Source organism: Adhaeribacter rhizoryzae (genome assembly GCF_008629685.1).
In the GTDB taxonomy this organism is placed as follows: domain Bacteria; phylum Bacteroidota; class Bacteroidia; order Cytophagales; family Hymenobacteraceae; genus Adhaeribacter; species Adhaeribacter rhizoryzae.
Genome location: NZ_VWSF01000015.1, coordinates 37184 through 51710, shown reverse-complemented (window position 1 = coordinate 51710; position 14527 = coordinate 37184). Strand labels below are relative to the sequence as shown.

7 protein-coding genes are annotated in these 14527 nt (G+C 43.8%); 3 read left to right on the top strand and 4 right to left on the bottom strand.

What is annotated here, in order from left to right; genetic code table 11:
* Positions 1–166 precede the first annotated feature (166 nt).
* Together clpB and F0145_RS17555 are read right to left on the bottom strand one after the other, a co-directional pair.
* Positions 167–2785 (bottom strand): ATP-dependent chaperone ClpB, encoded by a 2619-nt coding sequence (gene clpB / locus F0145_RS17560; RefSeq protein WP_150090322.1) that lies wholly within the window; start codon positions 2783–2785, stop codon positions 167–169.
* 183 nt (positions 2786–2968) lie between these two features.
* Positions 2969–3460: a DUF5362 family protein gene (locus F0145_RS17555; RefSeq protein ID WP_150090320.1), complete on the bottom strand. Its 492-nt coding sequence runs from the start codon at positions 3458–3460 to the stop codon at positions 2969–2971.
* 748 nt (positions 3461–4208) lie between these two features.
* On the opposite strand from F0145_RS17555, the gene F0145_RS17550 reads away from it, so the two are divergent.
* From F0145_RS17550 to F0145_RS17540, 3 genes are all read left to right on the top strand, one after another.
* Positions 4209–7289 (top strand): SusC/RagA family TonB-linked outer membrane protein, encoded by a 3081-nt coding sequence (locus F0145_RS17550; protein ID WP_223816131.1) that lies wholly within the window; start codon positions 4209–4211, stop codon positions 7287–7289.
* Positions 7290–7329: 40 nt separating this feature from the next.
* A complete protein-coding gene (locus tag F0145_RS17545) occupies positions 7330–8784 on the top strand; it encodes a RagB/SusD family nutrient uptake outer membrane protein (protein WP_150090316.1) in 1455 nt (484 codons plus the stop codon).
* A 612-nt stretch (positions 8785–9396) separates the two neighbouring features.
* Positions 9397–12165, top strand: a complete 2769-nt coding sequence (locus F0145_RS17540; protein ID WP_150090314.1) for an MGH1-like glycoside hydrolase domain-containing protein — start codon at positions 9397–9399, stop codon at positions 12163–12165.
* A 331-nt stretch (positions 12166–12496) separates the two neighbouring features.
* Here the strand turns inward: F0145_RS17540 and F0145_RS17535 are convergent, their stop codons facing one another.
* Complete coding sequence (locus F0145_RS17535) at positions 12497–13486, bottom strand: SDR family NAD(P)-dependent oxidoreductase (protein ID WP_150090312.1); 990 nt, start codon at positions 13484–13486, stop codon at positions 12497–12499.
* Between the two features lie 61 nt (positions 13487–13547).
* Positions 13548–14348: an SDR family NAD(P)-dependent oxidoreductase gene (locus F0145_RS17530; RefSeq protein ID WP_150090310.1), complete on the bottom strand. Its 801-nt coding sequence runs from the start codon at positions 14346–14348 to the stop codon at positions 13548–13550.
* Positions 14349–14527: the final 179 nt, after the last annotated feature.

Sequence of the window (14527 nt, the reverse complement as noted above, 5' to 3'; positions counted from 1 at the left end):
CGGGTAAGGCTGTTCTTTTTAAGATTAAAGGGTAAAACTTTCGTTTCAAATTATTTTATCAATTATTGCTTTAAATTAACCTGATTGACTAGAATATTTTATAATTGCCTGTAACAAAAAAGCCTTCCCAAATTTGAGAAGGCTTTTTTGTTATTCAATTTCTAAATTATCTGTCCAGCGGAATCTCAATATCAATATTCACAAAGTGAATTTTATCGTCAATCAGCACCGCTTCTACCACGGCATCCTTCCGGATATTACCCGCTAGAATTTCTTTCGATAACTCGTTCAGGATTCTGGTTTGCAGCACGCGTTTCAGCGGACGGGCACCAAATTGCGGATCGTAACCTTGCTCGCCGAGGTAATCCAATACTTCTTCGCTAGCTTCCAGACGGATACCGGCTTCCTGTAAGCGGTCCTGAATATGACGGAACTGGATGGTAACAATCTGGCGCAACTCGTTCTGGCTCAGCGGACGGAACATAATCAGTTCGTCAATCCGGTTCAGAAACTCCGGCCGCACAGTTTTCTTCAGCAATTCAAACACCTCGTCTTTGGTCCGCTCAATTACCTGCTCGCGGTTGTAATCTTCCATTTCGGCAAAATTGCTTTGGATGATATGGGCGCCAATATTTGATGTCATGATGATGATGGTGTTCTTAAAGTTTGCTACCCGGCCTTTGTTATCGGTTAAGCGGCCATCATCCAGCACCTGCAACAAAATATTAAACACATCCGGGTGCGCTTTCTCAATCTCATCGAGCAATATTACGGAGTACGGCTTCCGGCGCACGGCTTCGGTTAACTGGCCACCTTCGTCGTAACCCACGTATCCCGGAGGCGCTCCAATTAAACGGCTCACGGCGTGGCGTTCCTGGTACTCACTCATGTCAATCCGCACCATGGCGTTCTCGTCGTTAAACAAGAAATCGGCCAGGGCTTTGGCTAACTCAGTTTTACCTACACCCGTGGTACCAAGGAAGATAAACGAACCAATGGGCCGTTTTGGGTCTTGCAGACCAGCCCGGCTCCGGCGTACGGCATCCGAAATAGCGGCAATCGCTTCTTCCTGACCGGCTACGCGTTTACCCAATTCTTCTTCCAGGTTCAATAATTTTTCGCGGTCGCTTTGCAGCATTTTGCTTACCGGAATACCGGTCCATTTGGCTACCACTTCGGCAATATCTTCGGCGGTAACTTCTTCTTTTAACATGGCATCGCCGGCGTGCAGTTCCTCCACTTGTATTTGCAAGTCTTTCAATTTCTGCTCGCTTTCCTGAATTTTACCGTAACGCAGCTCCGCTACGCGGCCATAATCACCGGCCCGCTCCGCTTGTTCGGCTTCCAGTTTGTAGCGCTCAATATTTTCTTTTTCGGTGGTAATATTGGTAATAACCTGTTTCTCGTTTTGCCATTTGGCTTTCAAGTCATCGCGTTTGCCACTCAATTCCGCAATTTCTTTCGATAAGACAGTTTCTTTGTCTTTGTCGTTTTCGCGCCGGATGGCTTCGCGCTCAATTTCGAGCTGCATTATTTTCCGTTGTACTTCATCCAGTTCCACGGGCAAAGAATCAATTTCAATGCGCAATTTAGCGGCGGCTTCGTCCATTAAGTCAATGGCTTTATCGGGCAGGAAACGGTCCGAAATATACCGGCTCGACAATTCCACAGAAGCAATAATCGCATCGTCTTTAATGCGCACGCCGTGGTGCAGTTCGTATTTATCTTTAATACCGCGCAGGATAGAAATCGCATCCGGAATAGTTGGTTCATCTACGGTAACCGCCTGGAACCGACGCTCCAATGCTTTATCTTTTTCAATATATTTCTGATATTCCTTTAAGGTTGTAGCACCAATCGCGTGTAATTCGCCGCGGGCCAAAGCTGGTTTTAATAAGTTAGCGGCATCCATCGCGCTTTCGCCACCACCGCCAGCCCCAATTAAGGTGTGCATCTCATCAATAAAAAGCACAATCTCGCCTTCGGCATCAATTACCTCTTTAATTACCGCTTTCAACCGTTCTTCAAACTCACCTTTGTACTTGGCGCCAGCCACCAATAAACCCATATCCAAACTCATCAGGGTTTTAGATTTCAGGTTTTCGGGCACGTCGCCGGAAACAATGCGCTGCGCCAAACCTTCTACAATAGCGGTTTTACCTACCCCGGGCTCACCTAATAAAACCGGGTTATTTTTGGTACGGCGCGATAATATTTGCAGCACGCGGCGTATTTCTTCGTCGCGGCCAATTACCGGGTCTATTTTACCGGCGCGGGCCAGTTCGTTTAAATCTTTGGCGTAACGCTTCAAAGAGTTGTATTTGGCTTCGGCGTTCTGGTCGGTTACCTTGTTGCCGCCGCGTAGTTCTTTAATAGCGGCTTTTAAATGCTTTTCGGTAAAACCGGCATCTTTCATTAAAGAAGCTACCTGGTCGCGGCCCGCCAACAAGCCTAATAATATATGTTCAATGGCGACAAATTCGTCGTGAAATTCTTTTAGGTAAGTTGTCGCTTTTTGCAGGGCGGCGGCCGCCTCGTTGCTTAAATACGGACTGCCACCGCTTACTTTAGGGTAAGCCGTTACAAGCGCGTCTAAGCGGGTGTTCAGCATGTTCTGGTTAACGCCTAACTTCTTTGTCAGGAAGTTAATCACGTTCTCATCGGTTTGCTGAATACCCTTTAATATATGACCGGTTTCAACCGCTTGCTGCTGGTTGCCGCCGGCAATCTCAGTGGCCTTCTGAATAGCTTCCTGAGATTTGATGGTATAATTATTAAAGTTCATAGCCTTATATTTTCCTGTTCCTATCTGTTATCCTGCTATAATCAAAATACTAGCCAAGGAGCAAATAGGTTTAAAATCGGAAATAATGGCGTGTAAGTCTAAATTATTTGGATTTATTCAAGACTTTTTGTCGGTATTTTGCGCTCTAATAATAAATAAAAATGCCACATTTTAGGTTTTGCCTTAACGGGCAACCATAAAGCCAATCAGCATCGCAATAAATCCGAAGGCATAAAATCCTAAAATGATGATAAACAAGATTCCCCAGAACTTGAAGAAAGATTTTAAACGCGAGAAAGCAAATGCTAAATCTACTTCTTGGTTGTGATAAAGGGCCGATTTGATGCGGGAAGAAAATTGGTATAAATAAAAGGTCGGGAAGAAATAAAGTAGAGCAATTAAAAGCAAGTAAATCGTCGGAATAATGCCCATCCGGCCATAGTTAAACGGCCCTGAATCGTCAGCATTTACCATGGTGGTCATCATGGTAGTCATAATTTTGCCAATGGTAAATGCGCCTACCACCATTAAGCCAATCAACAAAAAACCCGCAATCGCTAAAAACCTACCCCATTGGGCCGTGGCGAGTAAATGATTTTTCATTTCGCTGTTTATTATTAGGGCATTAGGGCCAGCATTGTAGGCACCAGGGGAATAAGGATTTTCTGTTTCCATTAGCTTTTAGCTTTATCAAGGGTCTTGTTATAACGTATAAATATAAAATAATAAAACAATTTTCATATAAAACTATATATAAATTTAAGGTTGCTATGTAGCATAAAGCCTTGCCTTGAAAAAGTTAAACAACCAACAGCTTTAATCATAATTAAAAGAATTTATTACAATAAAAATATTGCTGTTCTATTGGCTTCGTATGATTGATAGAGAAGTTCGAATAAAGTAGTTTGCTGATGCGCAGATATTCATCTATAATTGTAAGGGCTTGATAAGTCAGAAAATAGGGATAGCGGATAAGTCTGCAATTTTATAACTTTATTACCTAAATAAATACCACGCGCTATTTTAGCATTAAACTAAATTTTGGATAGTTTTTGAATAAAGTAGCTTTAGCCAGAATTGCGCTTGTAAGACTAATAATTTATAAAATATAATATTCCGGTAATTATGGAAAAAGCTGCTCCGCCCTAAATTAACAGCCTACAAATTGCAATTATATTATTTAAAACTATTTGTAGTTTAAGCATAATCGAATGCTGCACTATTTTAAGTGTGCGATAATTCCTGCTATACTCTTTTTATTATTTATCCTTAAATAAACTATATGAAAAAAAAATTTACAGGTCTGTTTTTCCAGGCAGTAAGAAGTTTACCAGTAGGGTTGGTATTTCTGGTTATTTCCTTTCCCGGTTTAGTGTCTGCGGGGCCTTTAGCGACAACAACAGGAAACAAGGCTTTTAAAATAATGGTGAACCCGGCTGCAGCTATTACCGGCCGGGTAACCGGCGAAACTGGTGAAGGACTGCCGGGCGTTACGGTTTTGGAAAAAGGTACCAACAATGGTACCGCCACCGACCCCAACGGCGGTTTTTCCTTAAATGTAGCTAATAGTAATGCCGTACTGGTTGTTTCGTTTATTGGCTATTTAACCCAGGAAGTGCCGGTAAATAACCGTACTACCCTAAATATTGTGTTAAGCCCCGATGCCAAAGCGTTGGACGAAGTAGTAGTAGTGGGGTATGGTACCCAGAAACGCCAGGATGTTACCGCGGCCATTGCTTCCGTGCCCTTAAAAGAAATTCAGGATATGCCGGTATCTAACGTGGCTACGGCCATTCAGGGTAAAGTACCGGGCGTGGTTATTCAGCAAAATAGCGGCTCGCCGGGCAGCACGCCGGCCATTAAAGTAAGGGGTTTTGGTTCTATAAGCGCCGGCAATAACCCCTTAATTGTGGTAGATGGCAATATTGTGAGCCCCAACGTTTTTAGTTTACTCAGCAGCAATGAAATAGAAAGCATTGATGTTTTAAAAGATGCTTCTTCTACCGCCATCTATGGTTCCCGGGGCGCCAACGGCGTAGTAATTGTAACCACCAAAAGAGGTAAATCGGGCCGCAATAATGTAAACCTCGATGTGTTTACCGGTTTTCAGGAAGTATCTAAAACCCTGGACCTATTAAATTCGCAGCAATTTGCCGAGTTTGCCAAAGAAGCCGCTAATAATGGTTATTTAGATAATGTGCCGGGGGGCAGTGCCACCGACCCTAATGGCGTGCGCCCCAGTAATTTTTTGCGTTACCGCTACCCCAGAGGCGAGGCCTTTGATTGGTTAAATTTTGATGATCCGGCCCGGATAGCGGCTTTGCCCTACCACGATTATCAGGATATGATTTTCAGGCGGGCCCAGATGAGCAGCTACCAGGTTTCGGCTTCGGGTGGTACCGATAAAGTACAGTACACGGTAAGCGGCGGGTATTTAAAACAAGAAGGTATTGTAAAAAAATCGGCCTTAGACCGGTACACCTTGCGGGCCAATGTAGATGTAAATGTAACTTCTAAATTTAAGCTGGGTTTAAACCTGAACCCGTCTTATAAAATAACCCAAGATGTAAATACCAACGGGCATTGGGCTGATAATGGTATTATTAATGCGGCACTGGCAGCCGTACCCATGGCCCCGATTTACGGTGCCGATGGTACTACTTACTCTTCGCAAACCGCTTTGGCGGCCCCTTACAACTGGCCCGGCGTAACCAACCCCATTGCCAATATTACCGAGAACAACAACGAATATTTATCTACGAATATTTTGGGCAACGCTTACGCCGAATACCAGTTTTTAGACGAACTGAAATACCGCGTTTCGGGCAATGTGAACTTAGGCGGCAACCGGCGTAATACTTACCGCACCTCGCGGATGCCTTTAAACCAGCTTTTGCCGCCCAATGCGGCTACGGCTACCACCTTATCGGACCAGAGCATAAGCTGGGTATTTAACCAAACTTTAAACTACAACAAGGCTTTTAGCGACGTGCACAACCTGGATGTATTGGTGGGGATGGAAGTATATAAATTACAATTTCAGACCAGCAATGCCGCCGGAACAACCTTTGCCAACGATATTGTGCAAACCTTAAACGGGGCCGGATTACCAACTGCGGTTAATTCTTCTGAAGTCGAAAATGCAACTACCTCTTATTTTGGCCGGGTAGGCTATAATTACAAAGGCAAATATTTATTAAATGCTTCTATTCGGCAAGATGGTTCTTCTGTTTTCGGCCCCGAAAACCGTTGGGGAACTTTCCCGGCGGGTTCTATTGGCTGGCGGATATCCGAAGAATCGTTTATGAAAGGATTAGCCTTTTTATCGGAAACAAAACTGCGTTTAAGTTATGGTTTAGCCGGCAATAATGCTTTCAGTAATTATTACCCCTATGTTGCTTCGGTGGGCAGCGATAACTACAGTTTTAACAACAACCTGGCCACGGGCTTAGCTCCTACATCGCTGGGCAACAACCAATTAAGCTGGGAAAAAAGTCAGCAATTAGATGCCGGTATTGATTTTGGCTTCTTCAACGACCGCATTTACTTTAGTGCCGATTACTACAACCGCATTACCAAAGATTTATTATTGTCGGTAAATGTGCCTACTGTAACCGGGTTTAGCACCGCCGTTAAAAATATTGGTAAAATGGAAAACAAAGGTTGGGAATTTGCCTTAAACACGCATAACCTTACCGGCCCCTTTACCTGGGATACAAACTTAAATATTTCCTTTAACCGGAATAAAGTGCTGGCCTTAGGGCCCTCCGGCGACCCGATAAAAAGTGGCAGTGGAGTAGGCGAAACCAATATTACCCAAATTGGCTCGCCCATCGGTAGTTTTTACGGGTACAAACAAATTGGTATTTTCCAGAGTCAGGAAGACCTGAATAGCTACCCGCACGATCCAACTTCCCGGCCGGGCGACATTAAATACGAAGATGTTACTGGTGATGGTAAAATTAACGCCGATGACCGCACCGTAATTGGTAATAACCAACCCGATTTTATTTACGGTTTTACCAACACTTTTGCTTTTAAAGGTATTGACCTGAATATTTCGTTGCAGGGCGTTCAAGGAGGCGAAATATTAAATTTGAGCCGTCGCTTTATTGAAAACTTAGAAGGAGCGCAAAATCAGTTAACCACCGTCTTAAATCGCTGGCAATCGCCCACCAACCCAGGCGATGGCATAACCCCACGGGCTAATGGCCGGCCAACCGGTAATAACAATGCTATTTCAACCCGCTGGGTAGAAGATGGTTCGTATTTGCGCATCCAGAATATTAGCCTGGGTTACCAGTTGCCAAAAGCGTTTATCGAAAAAGCCCGCTTAGTACAAGCCCGCGTTTATGTATCGGCGCAAAATTTACACACCTTTACCAATTATTTAAATTATAACCCAGAGGTGAGTAACTACGAAGGTCCGCTTACCGGCGGGGTAGATTATGGCGCTTACCCACTTCCCAGAACCTTTACCTTAGGCGTAAACCTCGGATTTTAAGCAGCGTGGGTAATTCAACAATAATTTAAATATTAAAAAGATGAAAATTAAAAACCTCTATATATTTCTGATTTCCGGCGCCTTGTTAAGTTCGTGCCAGGATAATTTCCTAGACTTACAGCCCATTTCTTCTGCCACCACCGGCAACTTCTATAAAACTGCCGACGATATTAAGAATGCTGTTAGCGGGGCTTATGCTTCCCTGCAAGCCGGTGGTATCTCTACGAATAATTACGTTTTCGGCGAAGTGCGTTCGGATAATACCTTGCCGGTAGCCTCTGGTTCGGTAACTGACCAAGACGAATTTGACCGGTTTTATATCCGGACCACTAACCCGTATATAAACGACCGCTGGAATAATGCCTATAGGGCCATTGCGCGTTGTAACGCTATTCTGGATAGAATAGGTGCTATTTCTATGGATGAAAACCTGAAAAGCCGCTACACCGCCGAAGTGAAATTTATTCGGGGGCTGGTTTATTTTGAGCTGGTGCGTTCGTTCGGCGATGTACCTATTATATTAAAAGAAGTTACCAATCCCGATGAAGGGTATGCGTTTGGCCGGAGCCCGGTAGCAGATGTGTATACCCAGATAGAAAAAGACTTGACCGAAGCGGAAGCCGTATTGCCAACTACTTACGCCAGCGCTGACGTGGGGCGAGCTACCAAAGGTGCGGCCAAAGCTTTGCTCGGAAAAGTTTACTTAACCCAAAGAAAATTTCAGCCGGCAGCAACTAAACTAAAAGAGGTGATTGATTTGGGCGTTTACGGACTTTTGCCGGAGTACGCCGATGTTTTTGATTCTAACAATGAAAATCACCGCGAGATAGTTTTTGATATTCAGTTCCGGTCCGGTGGAGTAGGCGAAGGTAGCCCCTGGCCAAATGCTTTTTCTCCGGAAAACTCTGGTAATGCGGTAATTCCGTTTGGCGGTGGCGGTAATAACCAGCCTACTACCGATTTAATTAATAGCTATGAGCCCAACGATAAACGCAAGAATTTTTCTTTAGCCACTTCTTACGTAAACGCCAGCGGGGCCACCATTCCTTATAATTTTATCCGGAAATACCGCGATGTGCCGGCTACTTCGGGCGATAATGATAATAATATTCCCGTTATCCGGTACGCCGATGTAATATTAATGTATGCCGAGGCTTTAAATGAAATAGGTTACCAGCCCACCGGCGATGCCTTTAATTACCTGAATCAGGTTAGGACCCGGGCGGGTTTAGGGCCGCTAACTGCCAATGAAGTGCCCAATCAGGGAGCATTCCGGCTAGCCATGGAACAGGAACGCCGGGTAGAACTGGCCTTTGAAAGTCACCGCTGGTTCGATTTGGTCCGTACCGGCCGGGCTATACCGGTGATGAACAGCAAAAAAGACCAGTTCCGGCTGGTTAAAACCCTCACCGAAACCGATTTAATATTCCCAATTCCACAAAGCCAGATTGATATTAACCGCGAAAAAATACAACAGAATCCGGGGTATAATTAATAAAGCCAGGAAAGCAGATTCTGTATTTAATTCGGGCAAGTTCTAATGAAGTGAACATAAACCGGTTTCTACAGAATCTGTTTCTTTTTAACTGAACTAGACTTACGCAAACAAGTTTAAAATTGCGTTTGCGCGGGTTCTATTTATCTTATTTGTATTTAAACTTTTAGCTCCTTGGGTTGAGACAGCATTCAGTCCAAGGAGTTGTTTTATACTAATAGTTAATAAGTGAATTATGTTAGGCAAAAGTTTAAATTATATAGGTTTAAGTAACCCACATCTGTTATTCAGGAGGAAACTATTTAGCAGGTAGCCAAATAGTTTTCTCTGGAATTCTATGAATTCTCCTGAATGACAGGTGTGGGGTTTAAGATACCAGAAATTAATATTTCCACTACTGTTGCGTAACATCAGTTAATAATAGGGGCGCTTTAAAATGAGTTTTTGTCATCCTGAGCTTGTCGAAGGATCTAACACAATTATTGAGTGTTATATTCAGCTATTTCAACAAGCCCAATATATCTACATTTCTTTAAGTGCATTATCTACTTAATGATGGTATAATATTTTACAAAGCCAAACAACTAAATGAATTTATAGCGTAATATTTTCATGAGAAAAACTTTTTGGTGTATTGGGCTGCTGCTGTTTTTTTATAGTGGTGTATCTGGGCAAAATCAACCCAAAATAGATTATAAGCAATTAATAAATCTACATGATATTCCGCAGCTAGCTTCCTGGGGACCTTACGCAAAAAAATACGCCGGTATTTCGCACATACCACATTTAGAAAAAGGCTTGCGTTTTGATTTTTCGGTAATGCCGGGCTATTACCGCAACAAGGTGCTTATTCCCAATGTCCGGTTCGAGTCGGGTTATTTTCCCTGGCAAGTAAACCCCGAAATGACCTCTTTGACTTACCGCTACGAACTGGAATGGAAAGACCAGGTGTTTGTAGATGTAACTTATACGGTGCTGGATACCAGCCAAGTACTGGTAAAATTAAGGAGCGTAAATAATACCAACCTGCCCCAAAACCTGGCGTTGCACCTGATGGGTTATTTGGCTTACCCAGATGTTTATCCGGCGCTGCAAGTAAATAATACAACCGAAGCAACCTGGCAGAATGCCGTTAACTATAAATCACTAACATTTGCCAAACCCCGCCCTTCGGATAACCTGGTTTATGACGGTTGGCTGCGCGGCGAAGCCCGGAATAATAATTATATTGACGGAAGCGCGGTTGCCCAAAACTTTGGCCGCGATAAAGGCGATAAAGTAGAATACGAAGTAACAATACCCAAACAAAATTTAAAGGGGCAATTAGCTATCCGCTACCGCTTACCCGAAGAGAAAAAATTTGGATTTAATTTAAACGGCTTCATAAACCAAATCATTGAACTAACCGGTACCGGCAATTTCGAATGTTTAAAAATTCCTTATGCTGTAAATAAAGCCGGAAAATATCGTTTAACCCTAACCTCGGAAGGTGGCAATGGCGTTGAGCTAAACGGTTTTTTTATTTCGTCGCCGGGTTATACCGTAGAGCAGAATATTATTCCGCAGCCCAAAGAATTTCAGCCGGAACTAACCCAGGGAAATTCTGCCTCTGAATTAATATTAAAATACCCCGACCTGAATAATTATTACGGCATAGCCTGGGATTTTTCGCCTTCGCAGGTAAGAGAACTGCTGAACGATGAATTAGATATTTTCTTTAAGGAACAAGTGCATAACCACGTAAGCGCCCGGATTATGGGGAATAACCAGGGGCATTATACCGATGTTTTTTTGCGCCCCGTTGCGTTAGCAGCAAACAGCGAACTTACTACTTATGGCTTGATTTGTACCGGCAGCCAAAACCAAGTTAAGAATTTGCTCGCAGCTTTTAAAGCTAAAAATCAGGCGCAAATCCAAAGCCTTGCTAATAATAAAACAACGGAACCAAAAATATTGCCCGAAGGCGAACCGTTTCGTTTTAGCCAGCAGTTAATGCAAGCCGCTACGCTAAACAATGTGGTCTATCCGGTTTATACCCAGGGGAATTATATTAGGCATTTTACGCCCGGCAAATGGTGGAACAGTTTGTATACCTGGGACTCGGGCTTTTTAGGTTTAGGTTTAAGCACCATCGACCTTCCGAAAGCCATTAGTAATTTAAATGCTTACACCACGCCTGTTGGTAGCCAGTCGGCTTTTATTCACCATGGTTCGCCGGTACCGGTGCAAATGTATTTGTTTCAGGAGCTGTGGAATAAAACGCAATCGCGGGAGTTACTCGCATACTTTTATCCGCGGTTAAAACAATATTATAATTTTCTGGCGGGTAAATCCGGTAGTTCTACTACCCGGAATTTACAATCGGGCCTACTCCGTACCTGGGATTATTTTTACAACTCCGGTGGCTGGGACGATTATCCGCCGCAGGCAGGGGTACATGCCCAAAAACTGGAAAGTTCGGTAACGCCGGTGGTTACTACCGCTCATTGCCTCCGGACAGCTAAAATATTGCGGCAAGCGGCTTTGGCTTTAGGACTTAAAAACGAGGCAAAAGCTTTTGATAAAGACATAGCTGCTTTTACCAATAGTTTGCAGCAATATTCCTGGGACGAACAAGCCGGATATTTTAGCTACGTGGTGCATGATGCAGCCGGTAAGCCATCCGGTTTCTTTAAACATTCCCAGAGTGGCTTAAATTATAATATGGGTTTGGATGGCGCTTACCCGCTGTTCTCAGGTATCTGTACCCCTGCCCAACAGGAAATATTACTCGAAAAAATGTTTTCGCCCAAACACCTCTGGACCCCGGCCGGCATGAGCGTAGTAGATCAATCGGCGCCTTATTACCGCATAGATGGTTACTGGAATGGCTCGGTTTGGATGCCCCACCAGTGGTTTATGTGGAAAACCATGTTGGATTTAGGTCGGGCCGATTTGGCCTACAAAATTGCGCAAAAAGGCCTGGAAGTATGGAAAAAAGAAACCGATGCCTCTTATTATACTTTTGAACATTTTTTAGCGCAATCGGGCAGGGGAGCCGGTTGGCACCAGTTCTCGGGTTTATCTACCCCGGTGCTCTCCTGGTTTGATGCTTACTATAAACCCGGAACAGTTACCACAGGGCTGGAAATCTGGCTGACAAAAAAAGCCTTTAACCCCAACCAGACTATTTTCAATGCTTCTTTGGAATTTGATACCGCCACACCTGCGCATACCCGCTCGTTGCTGGTTTGTATGAATCCCGAAGCTACCTACGAGGTTTTGTTTAACGGAAAAAGTATTGCAATCACTTCCCCTTACAAAGGGCTGTTGCAAATAAATTTACCCGCTACTAACCAACCCGGTAAACTCGTAATTCAGCCTGTAAAAAATAAAGGTTAAACCAGGTGGTTAAGGGATAGTTATCGTAGCAGGTTTTAGAATTAAAAAGTTGGTATTTATATTAAAACGAAATGATGGCGGCGCTTTAAAATAAAGCAAAGGCCATTCTACCCAACGCTGTCATTCTGAAAGAATCTTATTGGCTGCCTACTGGCAAGATTCTTTTGGATTGACAGCGTTGGACAGGATATTCTTTATAGAATATTAATATAGAAGCTTAGGTGCATTTTTAATTTAATAATGGTATTTAATATAAAACAGAAAAGGTAGTATTGATGCTACCTTTTCTGTTTTATAATCAGCTTAAAAATAAATGCTTTAATCAATTATATTATGCCTTTTTCTTCCGGCTGCTGGTTTTAACAGGAGTTTCAGTAACCCCTTCACTAGAGCCTAGTTCCGTTGGGGCAGCTTTGGTGCTGCTTCTTTTCCGGGTTCCGGTGCTGGTTACCGGTTCGGCCGATGTTGTTGATGTTGGCTCTTCAGGCGCTTTGGCAGTACTCGCTTTCTTGGCCGTTGATTTCTTCGGCTTTACTTCTTCGGATTGCTTGTGCATGGCGGTGGCCATAACTGAGTCGGGCAGAATATTGCTGGCGGCTACTTCGGCTTTGGCTTTAAAAGTTGGTACGGCGCGGGCTTCGCCTTTCTGCAGGGCCGCGTAACCACCAGCCGCCACTTCTTCGGCGCTGGCCAGGTTGCCTTGGGCTATTTTGCTGTTTTCAGCGCCAGCCACTTTAAAGAAATTTGTATCGGTAGCCGGCGGACACAATACGGTTAAAGTAACGCCCGAATCTTTTAACTCTTCCTGCAACGCTTCGCTGAACGACAAGATAAAGGCTTTAGTTGCTCCGTAAACCGATTGCAGCGGCGCCGGCATGAAAGACGCTACTGACCCCACCTGCAATATTTTACCAGTTTTGCGGCTAAGCATATCGGGTAAAAATAATTTAGTTAAGTGCACCAGCGCAATTACGTTCAGGTGAATCATGGCCAATTCTTTTTTCAAGTCAGATTCGCTAAAAGGGCCGTACTCACCAAAGCCGGCATTATTTACCAGTACATCTAATTGCCACCCTTGTTGTTGCACTTCGGTAAAAACTTTTTCGGGCGCATTATCTTTAGATAAATCAGCGGCAATGTGGTGAATATTTACGTGCTGGAATTCTTCCTGCAATCGTTCGGCGGCTTCGCGTAACTTATTAGCGTAGTGGGCTACCATAATAATTTGGTAGTGGTCGCGGGCAAAACAACGGGCCAGTTCGTAACCAATACCACTCGAAGCCCCGGTTATTAAAACAGTTTGTCCGGTTTTATTTTCCATAGCTTTAATTTTTAGGTTAAAAGATAAAAAGCTCCCGGTTGTGGCCGGGAGCTTTAGAATATTATTTTTTTACGTCTTCCAGTTGCTTATGCACAATGGCGGCATTAACCGAATCGGGTAAGGTAATGCCTTGGGCAGCGTACAGCTTCGCAACAAAAGTTGGCAACACGCGGGCATCGCCTTTCATTAATCCGGCATAACCAGCTTTGGCTACTTCGTCGGCTTCCTGCACCTGCGAGGAGTTTGCAATTTTAGAATTCTCCATGTTAGCCACCTCAAAAAAGTTGGTTTCGGTGGGTGGCGGACACAAAATTGTAATGCTAACCGGCGTGTCTTTTATTTCGTTTTGCAGCGACTCGGAAAAAGACAATACAAATGATTTACTGGCGGCGTAAACAGCCAGCAGGGGGTGCGGTAAAAAAGCTGCTACCGACGAAACCTGCAATATTTTACCCGAACCACGGCTTACCATTTCTCTTAAATACCGTTTGGTTAGGGTAACCAGGGTAATTACGTTCAGGTGAATCAGGGCTAATTCTTTGTCTAGTTCGTTTTCCAGGAAGGGTCCTCTTTCGCCGAAACCGGCATTATTTACCAGGAAATCTACCTGAAAGCCTTTGTCCTGCACTTCGGAATACAGCCGGTCGGCGGCGCCATCGCGGCTTAAATCAATTGAAACTGTTTGGATTGTTACCAGCGGAAATTCGGTTCTTATTTGCTGCGCTGCTTGCTGCAGTTTGTCTTCGTGGTTAGCCACCATTATTACATTATGGCCATCCTGGGCAAAGCAGCGGGTTAGTTCGTAGCCAATGCCGCTGGAGGCACCCGTTATCAGAGCATTTTTTCCAGATGAAGTATTCATAGTTTTAAGGTTTTGTTTTAGTGTGATTAAAGTTTACCTTAATCCGGTGTTAATGGTTTTGGATTTTTTAATTCTAAATTATTGACTTTAAACACCTCACCGGTTTCGAATACCGGTTAAGGATATTTCTTACCGTACTTGTTTCGATTAAATATTACCCGAAATAGCCGGCCAAAGAG

Bases quoted from the DNA above. Each gene is read 5' to 3' on its own strand.
- F0145_RS17540 (WP_150090314.1), top strand. From the start codon at position 9,397: ATGAGAAAAACTTTTTGGTGTATTGGGCTGCTGCTGTTTTTTTATAGT.
- F0145_RS17550 (WP_223816131.1), top strand. From the start codon at position 4,209: ATGGTGAACCCGGCTGCAGCTATTACCGGCCGGGTAACCGGCGAAACT.
- clpB (WP_150090322.1), bottom strand. From the start codon at position 2,785: ATGAACTTTAATAATTATACCATCAAATCTCAGGAAGCTATTCAGAAG.
- F0145_RS17555 (WP_150090320.1), bottom strand. From the start codon at position 3,460: ATGGAAACAGAAAATCCTTATTCCCCTGGTGCCTACAATGCTGGCCCT.
- F0145_RS17530 (WP_150090310.1), bottom strand. From the start codon at position 14,348: ATGAATACTTCATCTGGAAAAAATGCTCTGATAACGGGTGCCTCCAGC.
- F0145_RS17535 (WP_150090312.1), bottom strand. From the start codon at position 13,486: ATGGAAAATAAAACCGGACAAACTGTTTTAATAACCGGGGCTTCGAGT.
- F0145_RS17545 (WP_150090316.1), top strand. From the start codon at position 7,330: ATGAAAATTAAAAACCTCTATATATTTCTGATTTCCGGCGCCTTGTTA.